Source organism: Paradesulfitobacterium aromaticivorans (genome assembly GCF_054657415.1).
Window position 1 is genome coordinate 2093422 of the sequence record NZ_BAAHYT010000010.1, and the last position, 19892, is coordinate 2113313.

19 protein-coding genes are annotated in these 19892 nt (G+C 49.0%); 17 read left to right on the plus strand and 2 right to left on the minus strand.

The genetic code is table 11. The features are described from left to right. Window positions 1–28 precede the first annotated feature (28 nt). From lepB to ACYQ2N_RS16115, 17 genes are all read left to right on the plus strand, one after another. Entirely contained in the window at window positions 29–538 is a 510-nt protein-coding gene (lepB, locus tag ACYQ2N_RS16035; protein WP_460000314.1) for a signal peptidase I, read from the plus strand. A gap of 36 nt (window positions 539–574) precedes the next feature. After that, the gene (gene ylqF, locus ACYQ2N_RS16040; protein WP_460000316.1) at window positions 575–1399 is read left to right on the plus strand and encodes a ribosome biogenesis GTPase YlqF; all 825 of its coding nucleotides are present in this window, start codon (window positions 575–577) and stop codon (window positions 1397–1399) included. A gap of 240 nt (window positions 1400–1639) precedes the next feature. Then, window positions 1640–2422 (plus strand): ribonuclease HII, encoded by a 783-nt coding sequence (gene rnhB, locus ACYQ2N_RS16045; RefSeq protein ID WP_460000562.1) that lies wholly within the window; start codon window positions 1640–1642, stop codon window positions 2420–2422. 126 nt (window positions 2423–2548) lie between these two features. After that, window positions 2549–2908: an NADH-quinone oxidoreductase subunit A gene (locus ACYQ2N_RS16050; RefSeq protein ID WP_460000317.1), complete on the plus strand. Its 360-nt coding sequence runs from the start codon at window positions 2549–2551 to the stop codon at window positions 2906–2908. Continuing rightward, a complete protein-coding gene (locus tag ACYQ2N_RS16055) occupies window positions 2899–3420 on the plus strand; it encodes an NADH-quinone oxidoreductase subunit B (protein WP_460000319.1) in 522 nt (173 codons plus the stop codon). The genes ACYQ2N_RS16050 and ACYQ2N_RS16055 overlap by 10 nt, the downstream gene beginning before the upstream one ends. Further along, on the plus strand, window positions 3410–3901 hold the full coding sequence (locus ACYQ2N_RS16060) for an NADH-quinone oxidoreductase subunit C (RefSeq protein WP_460000321.1): 492 nt from the start codon (window positions 3410–3412) through the stop codon (window positions 3899–3901). The genes ACYQ2N_RS16055 and ACYQ2N_RS16060 overlap by 11 nt, the downstream gene beginning before the upstream one ends. A gap of 13 nt (window positions 3902–3914) precedes the next feature. Then, window positions 3915–5018, plus strand: coding sequence for an NADH-quinone oxidoreductase subunit D (locus ACYQ2N_RS16065; RefSeq protein ID WP_460000322.1), 1104 nt, complete (start codon window positions 3915–3917; stop codon window positions 5016–5018). 19 nt (window positions 5019–5037) lie between these two features. Next, window positions 5038–6090, plus strand: a complete 1053-nt coding sequence (gene nuoH / locus ACYQ2N_RS16070; RefSeq protein WP_460000323.1) for an NADH-quinone oxidoreductase subunit NuoH — start codon at window positions 5038–5040, stop codon at window positions 6088–6090. A 4-nt stretch (window positions 6091–6094) separates the two neighbouring features. Further along, the gene (locus tag ACYQ2N_RS16075) at window positions 6095–6499 is read left to right on the plus strand and encodes a NuoI/complex I 23 kDa subunit family protein (RefSeq protein WP_460000325.1); all 405 of its coding nucleotides are present in this window, start codon (window positions 6095–6097) and stop codon (window positions 6497–6499) included. Between the two features lie 2 nt (window positions 6500–6501). Continuing rightward, window positions 6502–7008, plus strand: coding sequence for an NADH-quinone oxidoreductase subunit J family protein (locus tag ACYQ2N_RS16080; RefSeq protein ID WP_460000326.1), 507 nt, complete (start codon window positions 6502–6504; stop codon window positions 7006–7008). After that, on the plus strand, window positions 7005–7325 hold the full coding sequence (gene nuoK / locus ACYQ2N_RS16085) for an NADH-quinone oxidoreductase subunit NuoK (RefSeq protein WP_460000327.1): 321 nt from the start codon (window positions 7005–7007) through the stop codon (window positions 7323–7325). Before ACYQ2N_RS16080 ends, nuoK begins: the two co-directional genes overlap by 4 nt. Before the next feature lie 22 nt (window positions 7326–7347). Continuing rightward, window positions 7348–9300 (plus strand): NADH-quinone oxidoreductase subunit L, encoded by a 1953-nt coding sequence (gene nuoL, locus ACYQ2N_RS16090; protein ID WP_460000329.1) that lies wholly within the window; start codon window positions 7348–7350, stop codon window positions 9298–9300. Further along, window positions 9300–10838 (plus strand): complex I subunit 4 family protein, encoded by a 1539-nt coding sequence (locus ACYQ2N_RS16095; RefSeq protein ID WP_460000330.1) that lies wholly within the window; start codon window positions 9300–9302, stop codon window positions 10836–10838. The genes nuoL and ACYQ2N_RS16095 overlap by 1 nt, the downstream gene beginning before the upstream one ends. Further along, the gene (locus ACYQ2N_RS16100; protein WP_460000332.1) at window positions 10838–12304 is read left to right on the plus strand and encodes an NADH-quinone oxidoreductase subunit N; all 1467 of its coding nucleotides are present in this window, start codon (window positions 10838–10840) and stop codon (window positions 12302–12304) included. Before ACYQ2N_RS16095 ends, ACYQ2N_RS16100 begins: the two co-directional genes overlap by 1 nt. A 189-nt stretch (window positions 12305–12493) precedes the next feature. Continuing rightward, on the plus strand, window positions 12494–12844 hold the full coding sequence (locus tag ACYQ2N_RS16105) for a YraN family protein (RefSeq protein WP_460000333.1): 351 nt from the start codon (window positions 12494–12496) through the stop codon (window positions 12842–12844). Window positions 12845–12995: 151 nt separating this feature from the next. Continuing rightward, complete coding sequence (locus tag ACYQ2N_RS16110; protein ID WP_460000335.1) at window positions 12996–13688, plus strand: response regulator transcription factor; 693 nt, start codon at window positions 12996–12998, stop codon at window positions 13686–13688. A 66-nt stretch (window positions 13689–13754) separates the two neighbouring features. Then, window positions 13755–15527: a sensor histidine kinase gene (locus tag ACYQ2N_RS16115; RefSeq protein WP_460000563.1), complete on the plus strand. Its 1773-nt coding sequence runs from the start codon at window positions 13755–13757 to the stop codon at window positions 15525–15527. Here the strand turns inward: ACYQ2N_RS16115 and ACYQ2N_RS16120 are convergent. Then, window positions 15510–17033 (minus strand): YifB family Mg chelatase-like AAA ATPase, encoded by a 1524-nt coding sequence (locus tag ACYQ2N_RS16120; RefSeq protein ID WP_460000337.1) that lies wholly within the window; start codon window positions 17031–17033, stop codon window positions 15510–15512. The genes ACYQ2N_RS16115 and ACYQ2N_RS16120 overlap by 18 nt on opposite strands. A 548-nt stretch (window positions 17034–17581) precedes the next feature. Beyond that, window positions 17582–19450, minus strand: coding sequence for a sigma-54-dependent Fis family transcriptional regulator (locus tag ACYQ2N_RS16125; protein WP_460000339.1), 1869 nt, complete (start codon window positions 19448–19450; stop codon window positions 17582–17584). Between the last annotated feature and the right edge of the window lie 442 nt (window positions 19451–19892).

The following is a 19892-nucleotide window of genomic DNA, read 5'->3' on the forward strand; positions in this document are numbered from 1 at the left end:
GTGTGACAAGATGAGAGGGAGTGTTGCAATGGCACAAAGAACAGGTGCAAGAAGGATTTTAGTAATTTTGGCCGGACTCGTGGTTTTGATCGGTTTGGTGCGGGCAGTGGTACTTCAGCCTTACATTATTCCTTCGTCATCGATGGAACCGACGCTGATGCCGGGTGACCGGATTCTTGTCAATCGGCTGGCTTACCGCTTCTGGGTTCCCAACCGGGGGGATATTGTAGTTTTCGCTTTTCCCCTTGACCCCAAGCGTACATTTGTCAAAAGGATAATTGCACTCGAAGGGGAAACGGTGGAACTCAAAGATAACCTGGTGTTCATTGATGGCCGCGTGATTCAGGAACCGTACTTAAAAGCAGGGGATTACCCACCATACGGGCCCTTGACAATTCCTAAAGGCAAAGTCCTAGTCCTGGGCGACAACCGTAACCAAAGTGGAGATTCCCGTGAATGGGGTCTCTTAGAAAAAAGCTATTTAATAGGAAAGTCCTGGCTCGTTTATTATCCGCTCAACCGCCTGCGGGCATTCTAACAGGGTTAGTTAATTTGACGTGTAGAGGAACAACATATGAGTATTCAATGGTTTCCCGGCCATATGGCCAAAGCCAGAAGGTTGTTGCTTGAACAACTGCGCTGGGTGGATGCGGTGATTGAACTGGGAGATGCCCGCCTGCCTGAAAGCAGCCTCAACCCGATGCTCAGGGAAATGCTTGCAGGAAAGCCGAAGCTTCTGGTCTTAAATAAAAGCGACTTGGCTGATAACACCTGGACCGAGCGCTGGTTAGAAAGGCTGGGCCAGGAAGGCCTTGTTTTTCCTGTCAGCGCTACCGCTGGTTCCGGGGTTGGCCGGATTATACCGCAGTTAGAATCTTTGGTTAGGGGAAAACAGGAACAACTGGCTGCCAGAGGGGTTCGTGCCCGCCCCCTACGGGTAATGGTGGTCGGGATTCCGAACATAGGGAAGTCCTCCTTGATCAATCAGCTTACAGGGGGAGCAAGAGCGAAGACCGGCAATAAACCGGGAGTGACCAGGGGCAACCAGTGGGTTAGAATCAATCCGCGTGTTGAACTTCTCGATACTCCTGGTTTGCTGTGGCCGAAGTTTGATGACCCTGAAGCAGGAAGAAAACTGGCGGCAGCTGGAAGTATTAAAGACGAAGTGGTAGATTCGGAAGAATTGGCTCTGTGGCTGATAGAGTGGCTGCAAGAAAACTACCCTGCCTCACTCGAACGGTATCGCCGCGGCCAGGAAAAGCTTTCCCTTGAGGATATTGGCAGGGCCAGGGGCTGCCTTGTTCAGGGAGGACGGGTTGATACTTTGAAAGCGGCTCAGATTTTTTTTAAGGAATTCAGAGCAGGTTTACTCGGCAAAGTCACTATGGATAAATTCTAACCATAGTTAACCAAGTAATGAGTTAATAGTGTTAATTACCAATTTCTAAATTTCGAAAAGGGTTCTATTGGTTTTTAGACAAGGCATATAAAGTAGAGGTTTGGTTATATTTACTATTAACTTTTCTGAATAGTGATATACCTATTTCTAATGCAGTCATAACTTATACATATGCAAACAAGTCATTTAGAAAAAGGAAGTAGAATAGATTTGTCGAACAAAAGTAATGGGAATAAGAACATTAAATCTCTCTCAGATATGAGTGTTAAGGAGGTCGCGGATGCTTTGAGCAAAGATCCGGCAGAAGACCTCCTTAAGGCGTGTGCATATGACGATAGGGAAGGGATTCGGCGTTTGCTTGAACGCCATTGCAAGCACCAACAGGCACAAGCGTTTGAACAGGCCCGCATCCAAGTGCTTTTACGGGAAGAGAAAATGTTGTGGGAACAAGGATTTCTCTTGGTGGCGGGAGTAGATGAGGCGGGACGGGGACCGCTCGCTGGTCCGGTAGCGGCGGGTGCTTGCATTCTGCCTGTGCAGTTTGACCTACCGGGTTTGAATGATTCCAAGAAGCTTACAGAGGGCAAACGAGAAAAGCTTTTTGGGCAGATTCAAAAACAGGCGTTGGCCTTTGCCATTGGCAGTGCGGAACCGGCGGAAATTGATCTTTACAACATCCTGCAGGCAAGTAAGCTGGCGATGAAACGCGCGGTTGAAGGCTTAAAGATTCGGCCTCACCATCTACTTATCGATGCGGTAAGCCTCCCGCTCGTTAATATCCCCCAAAAAGCGATCATTCGGGGGGATGCCTTAAGTGCTAGCATCGCTGCTGCCTCTATTTTGGCGAAAGTTACGCGCGACCACTGGATGCGCGACTTACATACGCTTTATCCTGAATATGGCTTTGACAAAAACAAAGGGTATGGCACAAATGAGCACTTGCAAGTTTTGCGGCGTCTCGGGCCCAGCCCCATTCACCGGCGTAGCTTTGCCCCAGTTGGCCGGGAAGTGGCGGAAAACTAAAAGAAAGCCTGCGATGCCTGCATGATACCAAATTTATTGACGCATCCTATGGGATGTGGCACAATAAGTTTGGCCTATAACAAATTTTTACTTTAAGTTTTAATAAGGAAGGGAGGGTAAGAGGAGATGTCAGATAATTTTGCAGCGGTCGGGGTTTTACTTGTTTTTGCCATTGCTTTGCCGGTAATCATGATGTTAATACCCAAACTATTGGCACCCAACAAGCCACATGCCCAAAAATTGATAGCCTATGAATGCGGTAATGAACCGATAGCCAAGACGGCTTGGCTTGGATTTAAGAGCAATTACTTTCTGTATGCAATCGTATTTACGGCCTTTGATGTAGAAACTGTGTTCTTATATCCGTGGGCACTGACGTTCCGTAAACTGGGGACGTTTGCTTTCATTGAAATGTTTATCTTTATCACTATCCTCTTAGTCGGTTTCTGGTACGCTTGGAAGGAAGGTGCTTTAGAGTGGATGTAGCTAAGGAGAAAGAGCTCCGTGAGGCCGAACTGATGGTCGAAAAGAATGTAGTGGTTACCTCTATCGATAAGGTGCTAAACTGGGCTCGGGGGCACTCCTTTTGGCCGGTGACCTTTGGTTTGGCTTGCTGTGCGATTGAAATGATGGCGACCGGTGGGCCTCGCTATGATATCGCCCGCTTTGGCTGGGAAGTATTCAGGGCATCGCCGCGCCAGGCTGATCTTATGATCGTTGCGGGCACTTGCAACCGGAAAATGGCCCCGCTCCTGCGCCGTATTTATGATCAAATGCCGGAGCCAAAGTGGGTTATTGCCATGGGAAGTTGTTCCAGCGCCGGAGGCCCTTTCGTCGATTCCTATTCAATGTTTGGCGGGGTAGACAAAATTGTGCCGGTGGATGTATATATTCCGGGTTGTCCTCCACGGCCTGAATCATTGTTGTTCGGGATCATGCAGCTGCAGGAGAAAGTCGCCAATCCCGCAAAGGTGAGGTTATTAAAGCATGGAAAATAAAGAGATTTTGAGAAAACATGTTGATGAACTAGCCGCTAAGGTAAATGGAGAAGTACAAGAGATTCTCGGTGCTCTGGTTTTGACTGTTAAAGGTTCTTACATTACCGAAACCTTAACTGCTGCTAAAAACTTTGCGGATGTTCCTTGTGATTTTCTCCACGATTTAACGGCTGTGGATGTGGGAGACCAATTCGCGGTAGTGTATCAGCTTTCAAGCTTGAACGGCCCGCAAACCCTCCGGGTGAAGGGCATGATCGACCGGGATACTCCGGCCATCGACTCGGTGACCCGGATCTGGCGAGGAGCGAATTTCCTTGAGCGCGAGGCTTACGATATGTTTGGGATCCAGTTCAAAGGGCATCCTAATCTGAAACGGATCTACCTGTGGGAAGAGTTTGAAGGGTATCCGCTGCGCAAGGATTACGTGACTGAAAGTGTTGAAAAGCGTGCAGTCATACTGACGATGAAACCAGGGGAGTAAGGGGGAAAGAACCATGACATTGGAAAGAACGGAAGAACTAGCCTTAAACCTGGGTCCCCAGCACCCCAGTATGCACGGTGTGTTTCGCATGGTGGCCCATTTTGACGGGGAAATCATTACTAAGATTGAACCTAAAATAGGGTATCTGCACCGCGGCTTGGAGAAGTTGGCAGAAAGCCGTACCTATGCGCAATTTATTCCGTACACTGACCGTTTGGATTATCTGGCAGCACCCCACAACAACATGGCTTATGTGCAAGCGGTAGAAAAGCTGGCAAATATCCAGATTCCTGAACGTGCTGAGTACCTGCGGGTGATTTTTGCTGAGTTGGCCCGGATCGCCAGTCATCTGGTATTCATTGGCAGTTTGGCCTTGGATATGGCGGGTTGGACCGCCTGGGGCTACTGTTTCCGGGATCGGGAACGGATTCTTGACCTTTTTGAAATGACTGCCGGCAGCCGCTTGACTGTCAATGCGATGCGCATCGGCGGGTTCAGTCAGGAGGTGCCGGATGAGTTTTGGCCGGCTTTGAAATCTTTCCTGGATGATCTGCCAGAGATGCTGGAAGAATATCAAGGTATTTTCTATGGCAATGAGATCGCCATGGGGCGCATGAAGAGTGTTGGGATCTTAACTAAAGAGGACGCTGCGAACTTTTCCACCACGGGTCCGGTTTTGCGCGCTTCCGGAGTGAAGCATGACCTGCGCAAAGATGCTCCTTACGGGATCTATGACCGCTTTGAGTTCGAGGTACCGGTCCTTTATGGGTGTGACTCTTATGACCGGGGTTTGATCAGGCTGCTGGAAATTAAAGAAAGCGCGAAAATTATCCGGCAGGCGATGCGCGACATCCCGGAAGGTCCGATCATGGCGAAAGTGCCGAAAGTTTTGAAGCCACCCGTGGGGGAGGTTTACCATGCGGTGGAGAACCCCAAAGGGGAGTTAGGCTTTTATCTTGTGAGTGATGGCAGTACGAAACCGGCCCGGCTGCGTATCCGTTCTGCTACCTTCATAAATATCCAATTGCTGCCGGCAATTTCTCCGGGGTGGAAGATTCAGGACGTCATTGCGATTTTTGCCACCTTGGATGCTGTGCTGGGTGAAGTGGACAAGTAGGAAATAAGGGGAGAAGAAGATGGACGCATTGAACAAATTGCCACTGAATATTGCGGCTGCCATCCGTGGATTGTTTGGAGATCCCCACTCCATTTGGGCAGATTTAACCATGACTGTGATCGGGATTGTTCTGGTTATTGTGCTCATCGTCCTGGCTGCCTTGATCCTTATTTTGCTGGAACGCAAAATTGGGGGATGGGCATCCCAAAGGCCGGGACCGAACAGGTTGGGTCCACGGGGATGGTTTCAAACGATAGCCGATGCTTTAAAACTATTGGGTAAAGAAGATGTTACACCGGCGGAGGCTGACCGCTTTATCTTCAAGATTGCGCCGATGATCGTGTTTGCCCTGCCGATGATGACTTTAGCAGTAATCCCTTTCGGCATGGGTATGGTACCTATTGACTTGGATCTGGGCATTATGTATTACCTAGCGATCTCCGCTATCTCAACTTTGGCTCTGTTGATGGCGGGCTGGGGTTCCAACAGCAATTATTCCATGCTCGGGGGCATGCGGGCTGTAGCTCAGATGATCAGCTATGAGATTCCCCTGATCTTTTCTTTGCTTGGGGTTGTCATGATTACCCAAACCTTTAATTTAACAAAAATTGTTGAGGCCCAAAGTACGATTCCTTTTGTGGTGATTCAGCCAATCGCCTTTGTAATTTACTTTATTGCCGGGATCGCTGAAGTAAACCGGGCACCGTTTGACTTGGTCGAAGCGGATCAGGAAATTGTGGCCGGACCGTTCACTGAATACACGGGACTGCGCTGGGGTCTGTTCTTCCTCGGGGAATACGGCAACATGACGGCTGTGGCCGCCTTAATTACGACCATGTTTTTAGGGGGCTGGCAAGGGCCGGGCTTCCTGCCTGGTATTGTCTGGTTCTTCCTTAAAGTAGGCATCATCATTTTCTTGATGATGTGGATCCGCTGGACCTTCCCGCGCATGAGAGTCGATCATCTCATGGGCTTAGCCTGGAAAGTGCTGCTTCCGCTCTCTCTGCTTAACATTTTGTTAACGGGTCTCGGTATCTATATTTACCAATACGTCCTGCGGATTGGAGGGTAACAGAGTGTTTGGTAAAGGTCTATTCAAAGGTTTGCACATCTCGCTCAAACGCATGCTGGGGCCCAATGTTACTCAGTATTATCCTGAGGAAAAACCGAATCTACCCCCTCGGGTTCGGAGTTCCATGGGTCTTGACCCGGACAAGTGCATTTCGTGTGGAATCTGTGCCAATACTTGTCCGAATAAGGTAATCACCTTAACAAGTGAAAAGGGCGACAACAACAAAAAAGTCCTCAAGACCTATCAGATGGACGTGGGACGCTGTCTCTTCTGCGGGCTTTGTACTGAGGCCTGTCCTACAAGTGCGCTGACTGTCACGCAGCAATATGAGAACGCAGTTTATGAGGCGGACGAATTGCAGTGGGATATGATTAAAAGGCATCGGCATCAGACTGGGAAGGAGGGGTAAGAGTGGGTACAACAATCGTTTTCTTTATCTTTGCTATTTTGGCTGTAGCAGCCGCTTGGGGGGTTGTCACCTCTAAGAACATCGTGCACAGCGCCTTCTTTTTGGCCCTTACCTTTGCCGGTGTGGCCGTGCTGTATGTGCTTCTCAATGCCGACTTCTTGGCAGCGGTGCAGCTTTTGGTTTATATGGGCGCGGTAAACATCATGGTGATTTTTGCGGTGATGTTAACCTTGCGGGGGGATGTCAAAGAAAGCAGCCGCGAGAACAGAAACTGGGGCTGGGGTGCTTTGGTGGCAGCCCTGGTGTTTGTCATGATAGCGCTGGTAATTCTCACCAATGCCGACTGGCGGATTCTACCCGCTCCCTGGAGTGGGCAAGGGTCAGCTCTCGCTCTGTCGGAACTGATGCTTAAGAGCTACATGGTTCCGTTTGAGGCGGCGGCTATTCTGCTTACCTTGGCATTGGTTGGAGCGGTCATCTTGGCGAAGGGAGTGAAAGAGAGCAAATGAGTTTTAGTGTAGGGCTTTCAACCTATCTTTTGGTCGGAGCGATGCTCTTCAGCCTTGGTCTCTACGGTTTATTCGCTAAGAAAAACGTAATAGCAGTTCTAATGTCAATTGAACTCATGCTCAATGCGGTCAACCTTAATTTCGTCGCTTTTAACCGTTTCTTAGGGAACGAGAACCTCCTGCATGGCTTTGTGACTGCCGTGTTTGTAATTGTGCTGGCGGCAGCTGAAGTTGCGGTCGGCTTGGCCTTGGTTATCAGCATATATCGTACGCGGAAATCAACCAGTGTGGATGATTTCAACTGGTTGAAGTGGTGAGATAGTCTAATGGAGAAGGTAGGTGTTCAAGGAAATGCATGATCTCTTTCAGTGGGCATGGTTAATACCCTTTCTGCCCTTCCTGTCTTTTCTGCTGATCGCCCTCATTACGAGGAGATCCAAAGGACTGTCTGCCACCATCTCGATCCTTGCCATCCTAACCGCGTTAGGTTTGGCAATTGCTATCGGAATTGGTGTGATTCAGTCCTGGAACGGAGAGGAATTTATCGGGCGCGAAGCGATCGTCTCCGCTAACTGGTTAAATATTGGCGGCTTGCAGATTGACTTCGGCACGATTGTTGATCCCCTGAGTGCCATGATGCTGTTTGTGGTAACCTTGGTGGCGTCAATGGTTCAGATCTATTCCCTGGGGTATATGCACGGCGACCGTGGCTGGTCCCGTTATTATGCGTACCAGTCCTTGTTTGCGGCTTCCATGCTCGGGCTGGTTATCTCGACCAACCTTTTGCAACTGTTTGTTTTCTGGGAACTGGTCGGACTTTGTTCTTACCTCCTGATCGGTTTCTGGTACTTTAAAGTTTCCGCCCGCGAGGCTGCCAAGAAAGCCTTCATTACCACCAGGGTCGGAGACTTTGGTTTGCTTTTAGGGATTTTGTTCTTGTATAACAAGTTTGGCACTCTGGATTTTGCGGCTTTATCCGCAGCCATGAATACAAACTTTCAGGACTTTGCCCTCATCGGCGGGTTAAGCTATCTGACCGTGATGGCGATTCTCGTCTTCATTGGACCGGTCGGAAAATCCGGCCAGTTCCCGCTCCATGTCTGGCTGCCTGATGCCATGGAAGGCCCGACCCCTGTCAGTGCTTTGATTCACGCGGCCACGATGGTCGTGGCGGGTGTCTACCTGGTGGCCCGCATTTACTTCCTGTTTGACCATGCGTCCCCGGCAGCCTTGCAGCTTGTGGCCGGGTTAGGGGCATTTACGGCCATATTTGCGGCGACGATTGCCATTGCCCAAGATGACATCAAACGGATCTTAGCTTATTCCACGCTCAGCCAGTTGGGCTACATGATGTTTGCCTTGGGAGTAGGCTCTTTGACAGCATCCATGTTCCACCTCATGACCCACGCCTTTTTCAAGGCTCTCATGTTCTTGGGCGCAGGTTCTGTGATTCATGCCCTGCATGAGAAACAAAACATTTGGGATATGGGCGGGCTGTGGAAGAAAATGCCGATTACCGGCTGGACCTTTTTTATTGGAGTCTTAGCGATTTCCGGAGTTCCGCCGTTTGCCGGGTTCTGGTCTAAAGATGAGATTCTGGCGGCCGCTCTCCATAACGGACATCCGGTGATTTACGCAGTGGGCTTGTTCACAGCGTTCTTAACAGCGTTTTATATGAGCAGACTGTTCTTCGTGGCTTTCACTGGACCTTCCAAACCGGAAAACCATCCGCATGAATCCCCCTGGACCATGACCCTACCCCTTATCATCCTGGGTGCTCTCAGTGTGGTAGGTGGCTTGGTCGCTCTGCCCGAGCATAATTTTGCCTTCTATGTCCACTTCGGGGAATTAGAACATGAAGCGATGGACTGGGCTTTGGCCGGAATTTCGGTGGTTGCCGGTTTGATTGGTATCGGGCTTGCGTACACGATTTATGTGAAGAAGGCTATTGCCGCTGAAAGCATCGTGGCGAAATTCCCGGGCATCTATAAGATTCTTAAAAACAAGTACTACATTGATGAACTTTATCTGTGGCTTATCCATCATATTATGGATGGATTCGCTAAGGTTCTGTACTGGATCGACCTCTATATTGTAGACGGGATCATTAACGGTCTGGCTTTGTTTACCCGTGGCAGTGCCCGCACTCTGCGCCGTACGCAAACGGGACAATTACAAACTTACGCTTTGGTGTTCTTCTTTGCCGTAGTCGTGATCTATTTGGTATTCGCGCTGGGCGAAGGCCAGCTTGCGGCACTTAACCCCTTAGCGATGCTGGGAGGTGTGAAATAATGTCAGCAGCGACAGCAGGCTCAATGATCTTGCCCTTCACCCTCTTGGCCCCGGTGCTCGCAGCATTGATCATCGTTTTTCTGCCTAAAGAGGAAGGAAAGACGATTAAAATTGTCTCGGCACTTGGCACTTTTGCAGCGCTTGCATTGTCAGTGTACGTCTTCTTCGCCTATGACCGTTCAGTGGGCGGGATGCAGTTTAATCTGATCCTCCCCTGGACCAAGGATCTGGGTGTTAACATGGCCTTTGGTGTTGACGGAATCAGCATACCAATGCTCGTTCTCACCAACCTGATCGGATTTACGGCAGTTTACTCTTCTTGGAACCAGGACAAAAGGGTGAAAGAGTTCTTTGTCTTGCTTCTGATCCTGATTACCGGGGTTATGGGAACATTCATCGCCCGCGACCTCTTTATCTTCTTCCTCTTCTATGAGATCGTGGTCATCCCGATTTATATCATGGTTATCATCTGGGGTAGTACGAAAAGGGTCAGCAAGGAATATGCCGGGATGAAGCTTACCATTTACCTTCTGATCGGTTCGGCATTCCTTCTGGTTGGCTTAGTGATGCTGTACCTTAACGCTAAGCAGCTTAACGGCGGGCAGGGAACATTTATGTTCGATGAGCTGGCCAAATTCCAGTACGATCCCACATTCCAGAAGGTCGTCTTTGGCTTAATGGCTTTCGGCTTTGGTTCTCTGATCTCCATGTTCCCGTTCCACTCCTGGTCGCCTGACGGTTATGCCGGCGCCCCAACTGCGGTGAGTATGATTCACGCCGGGGTCTTGAAGAAAATCGGCGGCTACGGTCTCATCCGTTTGGGACTGATGGTGCTGCCGGTGGGTGCTAAGTTCTGGGCACCTGTGATCGCGACTCTGGCAGTTACCGGAGTGCTGTACGCAGCTTTTATCGCCTTAGCCCAGAAAGACCTCAAGTATGTCGTCGGGTATTCCTCAGTTAGTCACATGGGCTATGTTTTGATAGCCTTGGCTGCGTTTAACGTAACCAGTCTTAATGGAGCAGTTGAAATGATGTTCGCTCACGGCGTGATGTCCGCTCTCTTCTTCTCCATGATTGGCTTTGTGTATGAGAAGTCCCATACTCGTAATATCAGCGAATTGGGCGGATTGGCACGGCAAATGCCCCGCCTAGCTGTGGGCTTCCTGATCGCCGGGATGGCATCCCTGGGACTACCGGGTACGGTTAACTTTATTGCAGAGTTTACAATCTTTATGGGAACTGTGCGCGCTTTCCCCGTGCAGGCTATACTCGGGATCGTAGGGATTATCTTCACTGCAGCTTATATCCTGAGGGTGCTGGCGAATGTCCTCTTTGGACCGCGCCGTCCGGAATGGGATCACTTAAAAGACCTGCGCGGCCCGGAAATGGTTCCACTCGTGGTGCTTGTATTTGTGCTCTTTGTTACTGGAATCTTCCCGAACATCGTGTACAGTGTAATTAACTCCGGTGTCACGCACTCCGACCTGAGCAAGGTTATGGAGACAGTGGGCCTGGCGAAGATGGGAGGGTTATTCTAATGCTTGACTTTAATTTCGCAATGCTCACACCTGAAATCGCTGTGGCTGCCCTCACCCTGATTCTCCTGGCCATTGGCTTGCTTATTCCACCAGGAGCGCGCAAAGGAATGATGCCTCTTACAGTATTCGCCCTGCTCGGGGTTCTTGCTTATGCAGTGTATGATTTTTTCCTTGGTCCGCATGGGGTAACTCTGGGTGGAATGTATATTCACGATCAGTTTGCAGGATTTTTCAAGATTTTGTTCTTGTCTGCGGCTGTGTTAGTCGCTCTTTCTTCAGGGTCCTATGTCCAATCATTCCCCTCCCATCGCGGTGATTTTTACGCGCTCCTGATGGGTGCTACCCTGGGCATGATGCTTATGTCAGGGGCCGGGGATCTGCTTACGCTTTATGTAGGGTTAGAGCTGATGACGATTACTTTCTATATTTTGGTTGCGTACTGGCTTACTGAAGAGAAGTCTGCCGAAGCCGGGATCAAATACCTGGTGCTGGGAGCAGCGTCCTCCGCCATTCTTCTCTACGGCATCAGCCTGATTTACGGACTCACAGGCTCTCTGCTGCTCACAGATATCCGCCAGGCAATGTTTGCAACTCAGATTTCTCCGGTTACAATCCTGGCCAGCGTCTTCCTTCTGGCAGGATTCGGCTTTAAAATCTCGCTGGTGCCTTTCCACATGTGGGCTGCGGATATTTATGAAGGCGCTCCCACGCCGGTAACCGCGTTCTTGGCTGTGGCCTCAAAAGCCGCTGCCTTTGCGGCCTTGATCCGGGTTTATGTCCTCACGGTCGGGGTGCAGACCTTTTCTCCCCCGTCAATCGGAGGACATTGGACCGGGCAAAACCTGCTCTTGATCCTTGCGGCCCTGACCATGATTGTGGGCAACCTCATTGCCATTCCCCAGACCAACATCAAACGCTTACTGGCGTTCTCAAGTGTTGCTCAGGCAGGTTACCTTATGGTCGGCATCATTCCGGCTTCGCCGGACGGTGTCAAAGCAGTGCTCTTCTATGCCATGATTTACGTCTTTGGCAACATGGGAGCGTTTGCGGTTGCAACCCATATCGGGCAGGCCCAAGGCAGTGATGAGATCAAGGATTTTGCCGGCTTGGCCAAGCGCTCGCCGGTAGCGGCTGCGGTGATGACTGCTTCCATGCTCTCGCTCGCCGGAATTCCGCCTCTGGCCGGGTTCGTCGGCAAGTTCTACCTCTTCTCGGCAGTGATGACTGAAGGGTTTACCGCGATCGCCTATATCGGCTTCGTGATGAGCATGGTGTCTGTCTACTACTACCTCTCAGTTATCAAAGTAATGTATCTAACAGAAGGAGAAGGCCTGCCGGAAGTTCCGGTTAAAGGGGCGTCCAAGTTTACCATGGTCTTTACCTTGCTGATTACTCTGGCTATTGGTCTTTATCCCACTCCGCTGGCGCAAATGGCTATTGCCGCTGCTACGAGTTTGGTGAAGTAGAGCTTTGAGTATTAGTACAAGATAGGAGTCAACAAATAAGGGTTCTCACCGCAAACGGTGAGAACCCTTATTGATATCTCGCATAATAAAGTTCAGCTGGAGCTATTAACCCTAAGTAAAGGATTTCACCGATGGGATGGCGAAAAAACAAATCATAATGGAAAAATTGGATGTTAAGGGGATACATCTATGAATAAACGATCCCTTGGCCAACAAGGAGAAGAATATGCCGTCGGGGTGCTCGTAAAAGCCGGTTTAACGATTGCAGAGCGTAATTACCGCTGCCCTAAAGGGGAAATGGATATTATCGCCACCAAGGGAACAGACCTTGTCTTTGTTGAGGTTCGGGCGCGCAGTTCAGGGGTACGGGGCTGGGCAGAAGAAAGCATAACAGCAAAAAAGCGCCAGCGCTTGCGAGCGATTGCTGTTTATTACCTGATGGAGAAAGGATACCGGGATTGGCCCCCGCTTAGGTTCGATGTTATGGCACTGAGGGTTGAGCAGGGCCAGTTTGCGGCAAACTGGATACAGGGGATCTAGCATGCTCTACAATTGTGGAGGAAACTTCACAAATTGTTCATGCTTCAATTATATTTTAATGCTAACATAGAGTTATACACAACAACCTTAACCCATTTAGCCTGGGCTAGTGATATCAGCAGAATTCACAAACAGATTGGAGGCTGACAAAGTGGACCCAATTCTTGTTGTCGATGATGAAGAGAAAATTAGAGGTCTTGTCCGTATGTATTTAGAGAAAGAAAGGTACACGGTTGACGAAGCGGAAAACGGGCGCATTGCCTTGGAAAAGTTCCGTTCCGGGAGCTATTCTTTGCTTATTGTAGATTTAATGATGCCTGATATTGACGGCTGGCGTGTATGCCGCGAAGTGCGGGAAAACTCAGATGTGCCGATAATAATCCTGACCGCGCGTGGTGAGGAGTTTGACAGGGTCCTGGGTTTTGAACTGGGGGCGGACGATTACCTGGTAAAGCCTTTTAGCACCAGAGAGTTGATGGCCAGGGTGAAAGCACTCTTGCGCCGGGCTCAGGGTTCGTCACGCGCCGGCAATGATTCTGAGCTTACATTCGGAGCGTTAAGGATTGACAAAGAGAGGCATCGCGTTAGTATCAATGAAGAGGCAGTGAGCTTTACCCCGCGTGAGTTCGATCTGCTTTATTTTCTGGCTAAGAACCGCGGGCGGGTTTTTTCGCGCGAGCAGCTAATGGAAACAGTCTGGGGCTATGATTTTTATGGGGATGCACGGACTGTTGATACTCATATTAAGAAACTACGTGAAAAGCTGGATCATCCTCAGGTTAAGAAAATGGTTGCCACAGTCTGGGGTGTGGGGTACAAGTTCGACCCAGACGCCCGGGTTTAAGCAAGACAAAAAGGAGTACGGATTGTGAAACGCCGCATAAGCATTTCCATAAAATTATGGCTAGCAATGACCTTGCTCATTTTAACTGTCCTCGGAGGTTTGGGGGCAGTCATTACCTGGCTTTTCAGCGATTTTTACCTCCAGGACAGGCTAAATTCTTTGCGCAGTGATGCGGTGGAAACAGCCCAGCAATTGGAGAACATTTCGGATTGGGACCAGCGTCTGGCATGGTTGCAAACAGTGAAGCTAACTTCCGGCACGCAAATCGTGCTGATTGATCCTCAGGGGAATGTTCTGGCAGCAGGAGGAGTCATGAATTCTGCCGGGCCCAGAGGAGCCAAGGGCTGGGGCGGCTCCCAAATGGGTGGGTTTATGAGTGGGCGGATGCGCTCTTCCATGATTACTGATTTTTTCACTCACGAGGACTTAGTACGGGTTTTGGCGGGAGAAACTATTTCGACTAAGGCTTCACTCAGCGGAGGCGGAGATGAGGCCATGCTGATTGCCGCAGTTCCTGTTGGACATAATCCCGCTGAGGGAGTGGTACTGCTGGGAAGCTCGCCTGCTCCGGTGCAGGCAAGCACGTTTGCTTTCCGGCGGCTTATTTTCTATGCGTCGTTAGCTGCGATTGTGCTGGCTGCATTAGTTAGTTATTTTCTCGCACGTCAGGTCACGCGGCCCTTAGCCTTAATGCAAAAAGCAGCAAGCAGAATGGCCAAGGGAGAGTTTGAACCGGTTATCGGGGTTGATAGCAGGGATGAACTGGGCGACCTGGCAGCGGGTCTCAATTCAATGGGAGAAAGTTTGCGTAACCATGTATCCTGGTTGTCAGATGAACGTAATTTGCTCAAGGGGATAGTTGAAGGAATTAGTGATGCAGTGATCATGCTTGCTCCGGACGGCACGATGCAATATGCCAATGAAGCAGCCAAAATGTTGTGGCAGGAACATGACAATGAAAATTACAATGCGCGCAGGCAGGAAATTATTTCCATGCTGCAAAAGATTATAGAGGATGTGGACCAGGAAGAAAAGGGATGTGTCCTGACCCTTGGCACGCAAGTGATTCAGGCAGCAGTGGCACAGATGGTGCAGGGGGGCGGCCCAGGTGGATATGTTGCGGTTCTGAGGGATGTAACCGCAACGCTTCGGGCAGAGAAAGAACGGCGTGACTTTCTGGCCAGCGTGACGCATGAACTGCGCACACCTTTGCATCTGATACAGGGATATTTAGAAGCCATTCAGGACGGAGTGGTAAAAAAAGATGACGAGGCCAGCCACATACAATTGGTTCTGGATGAAGCCAAGCGACTAGCCCGCTTAGTGCAAGAACTTCAGGATTTGAACCGCCTTGAGCGCACCCAGACTTTAGCACTTGAGACGGTGGCAGTGACGGAATTCTTCCAGGATCTTAACCAGTTGTTTCAGGGGCGGGCACAAGCACTTGATATCAGGCTGGAATTCGCAGGCAGGGATGATCTAAGGCTTAAAGCAGACCGCGACCGCCTGCGCCAAGTGTTTATTAACCTTTTGGATAATGCGATGCGTCATACTCCAAGTGGCGGAAAGATTCTGGTCAAAGGCGCGCTCTTAGAGGACACGGTACGGTTTACAGTTGAAGACCAAGGGGAAGGGATTTCAAAAGAAGCACTCCCCAACATTTTTGATCGTTTCTACCGTGTGGATAAAGCCCGTTCCCGCAAAGAAGGAGGCATGGGCTTGGGTCTGGCGATTGTGAAGCAAATCGTGGAAGCCCATGGGGGCAAGGTTAATGTGCAAAGCGAGGTTGGCCGCGGCACTACTTTTATAATAGAACTGCCGCTAAATCCCTGGATCTAATGCTCTGTATTGCAACGCTTCGGCTAAGTGCATCGGTTCGATTGTCTCTGCTTCAGCCATATCGGCGATTGTGCGCGCTACCCGTAAAATGCGGTCATGAGCCCTGGCGCTTAAGTGACTGCTATCAAACACACGGCGCAGCAGGTATTCTCCTTCGTGACTGAGAGGGCAGAACTCTTTAGTTTCCTGCGCACTCATCTCGGCATTGGCTCTGGTTTCGCCCAGGCGTACCCATTGGCGCTCGCGGGCTGCGATCACTCGTTTGCTTACTGTAGACGACGATTCATTTTCAGAACTGCGCGTGCGTAGTTCTGAAAACTGAATCCGGGGTACTTCCACCTGCAAATCGAACCTGTCCAAAAGCGGTCCGGAAATGCGGCGGCGGTAGTTTTGCACTTGAAGTGGGGTACAGGCACAGACCCTGCCCTTATCTCCGAGAAAGCCGCAGGGGCAGGGATTCATACTTGCAATTACAGAGATGCGGGCTGGATACTCCACGCTTCCTTTTTGGCGTGTTACTACCAGACGCCGGTCTTCTAAAGGCTGGCGCAGAGACTCGAGGATTTCACGCGGAAATTCCGGCAATTCATCCAAAAATAGAACTCCGTGATTAGCGAGGCTTAATTCTCCCGGGCGCAAGTCGCGCCCACCTCCGATAATGCCGGCAATGGTCGCAGTATGATGGGGATGCCGAAACGGGCGCTCGCTAATTAGGGTGCCTTTATTGGCAAGGAGTCCTGCCACGCTGTAAAGCTGAGTAACTTCCATGCTCTCAGCCGCATTTAAGGGCGGGAGGATTCCCGCAAAAGCACGGGCGAGCATGGTTTTGCCGGACCCCGGAGGCCCGACCATGATCAGGTTATGTCCACCGGCGGCTGCAATCTCCAAAGTGCGTTTGGCTTGTAGCTGCCCTTGAATATCAGAGAAGTCAATAGCCACCCTCTTTTCTGCTAAAGGCGGGGCTAGTGCTGGGGAGTAATCTGTAAAATCCTCGTTACGTTCTAAAACCTTAACTATGGTGCTTAAGGTTGGAGCGCTGTTGCTGGAGATTTTTGACACCAGACGCGCTTCGCCCAGGTTTTCAGGAGGAACCACCAGGCTGTATCTTTCTGGGTGTTCGGCTATGGTAACGGCCATTGTTAGAATTCCGGGCACAGGACGCAAGATTCCCTCCAGGGACAATTCTCCGGAGAATACATATTTATCCAGGTCTGCTGCCCGGCATTGTTCAGTAGCGGCTAAAATCCCGATTGCGATTGGCAGATCAAGCCCTGACCCTTCTTTTCGCAAGTCGGCCGGGGCCAGATTTACCGTGACCCGCTGCAACGGAAAATTAAAACCGGAGTTGCGCAATGCAGAACGCACCCGGTCCCTAGCTTCGCGGACGGCGGTGGCCGGCAGCCCGACAATTTCGAACGCAGGCAAGCCATTGGACACGTCCACTTCAACCCGGATTAAGTGGGCCTGCAGCCCGATGACAGACATACCGAAGACTGATGCAAACATGCTAAGCACCCCCAAAGCTTGGAATTCGACCCAAGCCGTGGGGTTTCCTGCTTTTTCAGTGAAATATTCGGGAAAAATACGGACACTTTAAGTTATATATGCAATTTAATACGTGGAAACTATTCCCCATATCCTCCCATCATTAATGGCAGGAGGTTGGATATTCACAAAAACTGTTACAAACATTGCCGCAAACTGAAAGGGTTTTACCTGAAATGGAGGTTAAGCCAATGATTACATTTGGTTTACTTGATATATCAGGGCAGAAAGTATAAGTTTTAGGGATACTTGCACAACTTTGGGGACACCCCTTATTTGTATTGCTTACTTGCTTTAAACCCGCATGAATAAAGGCACCTATATTATTATTTCAGGCGCCTAAATCCATGAAAAATTGTCGAAGACGATATAGAGGAAGTCCTTTCTAGTCCAGGAGAAAGAGTTGTATTTCTTGGGTGTGATGTAAAAATCTGCACCGCTACCACCCTGCCGCCTGGCAGGAGATAGCATCCAATTGCTGCCGAATAATGAACCTTTGAAATGAAATCTTAGGAAATTTCCAATAATTTATATTCCTTCAATCTCCGGTAAAGAGTTGGTCTGCTTACGCCCAGCACTTGTGCGGCCTGGGTGATGTTACCGTTCTTGAGAGCCAACGTATTTAATATAGTTTCTCTTTGCAATATTGCTAGCGAAGTTCCAGCTTTAGGTGCCTTTAAATTTTGGGCCATTTCTAAAGGCAAGTGCTCAGGTAAAATGGAACCCTCCACCAACACGGCTACTCTCTCAGCCGTGTTTTGTAATTCCCGGATATTACCGGGCCAACTATACTCGCGGAGAATTTTCTGCACTGCCATCGTGGTTTCCGGGACATTTTTCTTCAACCGGTAACAAGAATCTTTCAGAAACCGGTTCCAAAGAACCGGGATATCTTCTGGGCGCTGTCTAAGTGACGGTAGCGTTATTTTAATCACATTTAAACGGTAATAAAGATCCATTCTAAAGCGGCCTTGGCGTACTTCCGAAAGCAAATCCCGGTTCGTCGCGGCGATCATCCTGACGTCAATAGGAATTACCTTATGTCCGCCCAGCCTGACTATCTCCCGATTCTGCAAAACCCTTAGCAAGGTGACTTGAACATCTTGAGGCAACTCCCCAATTTCATCCAGAAATAACGTTCCCCCGTCGGCTAGCTCAAACTTGCCCGCATTTCCATGTTTCTTGGCGCCGGTAAAAGTCCCTTCCTCATAACCAAATAGTTCACTTACAACAAGTTCCCTGGGTATAGCGCCGCAATTGACGGTGATTAAAGGTCCGTTGTTCCGAGTACTGGCAAAATGAATTGCCTGGGCAAACATCTCTTTTCCGGTTCCCGTTTCACCTTCTAGGAGAACATTAACATTACTGGCAGCCGCTTTCTTAGCTATGACCACCGCATCTTGAAAGGATTTGCTTTCACCGATGAGAAAGCCGGAGAAATTATCTATGCTGTCATCGTTAAAGACTTTCTCTGTAAGTTGTTTTTTTTCAAACCATAAAATTCTTTTTTGACCTAAAGCATCGGAATTGATGCTAATTTCTTCATCGTTATTGATCGGAAACCTAAATGATCTGTGATTCCCATTAAGATTTATTTTGTGACGCCATTGGTTTTCCAGTTCGCTGATGCTCATGGGGGTTGTCCCTAAACCCGCCTTGGCAATTGTATTAGCTAAAATGATCCGATCATCGGCATCAACAAGCAGTCCGGCCCGCGTAATTTCAGAAAACAGGTATTCGGAAAAGTATTTGTGCCAGGATACATCTTTTTTTAAGTCGGCTTCTCTTATCATCACTTCCAGTAAACTTGCTGTCAGCCAGGCGATAGTCGCAATAGCCGGAAGTTGTCCGGTGTAACAGTTAATTGTAACAACTCCAGCAAGCTCTTTTGTAGGAGTAAAGATCGGGTAAGAAGCACCGTCGTATTGATGAAATGCCGAGCAGTAGTGCTGATAATTCTGAGTGACAATCGGCTTTTTATGTCTTAGGGAAATTCCAATACAAGTGGTCCCAACAGATGTTTCCGTCCAGATAGCTCCCGGGATATACCCATTTTCATCAGATTCTTCGATTCCTTGTTTATCACCGCCCAGGTAGAGTATTAGACCTTCACTGTTAGCCAAGGTGATAGTAGCCCTTAATTGTTCTAGCATAGAATTTATCATAGTCTTGATATCGTCCGTAAGGCTTAAGTACACAGGGTTGCTTTTTTGATAATTAACGAGGTCTTGGCGGCTTATGGTCAAATGTCTTTTTATTAAGAACGGGTCAATATTTGCTTCCTTTGACCTTTGCCAAGAAGTGCGGATTAAGGGTGGAATATTTGGTGCAAGATTTCCCCCTTCAATGAACTTCTTCCATTCCATTTGAGTAAACATTTAATCCCCCCAGTGATTGGAGATAGTCCAGTCAATTTATTAGAAACCTAGTTAATCAATTCTATAATATAGTTTTCAATTTGGAAAAAACAGCTTTTTTCTCCTACAAGTTGTTTTTTGAGCCCAAAAGGTTTGTAACAGCAACTCAAACGTTTTACTTTGCCATTAGATCGATAGATTCTTAAGGCCTTAGAGAATTTTTTATGTGAGAGAAATTTTTAGTTTTGTCTGAGTATCCCAACAGAGAGGGAAGTGTAAAAATTTGAAACAGCGTAACACATCGTTACAAACTAATTGAGTCATGTTATGCCAAACTGTTTTAGAATATTTAGAAAATACTGTAACATTGTTTAACAGTCTTTTTGCAAAAGGAGGCAAAGAGAGCTTGATTATCGCTGCTTTTTAATTGGTACGCTTTTTGCGTATGTAATATTTCATAGCT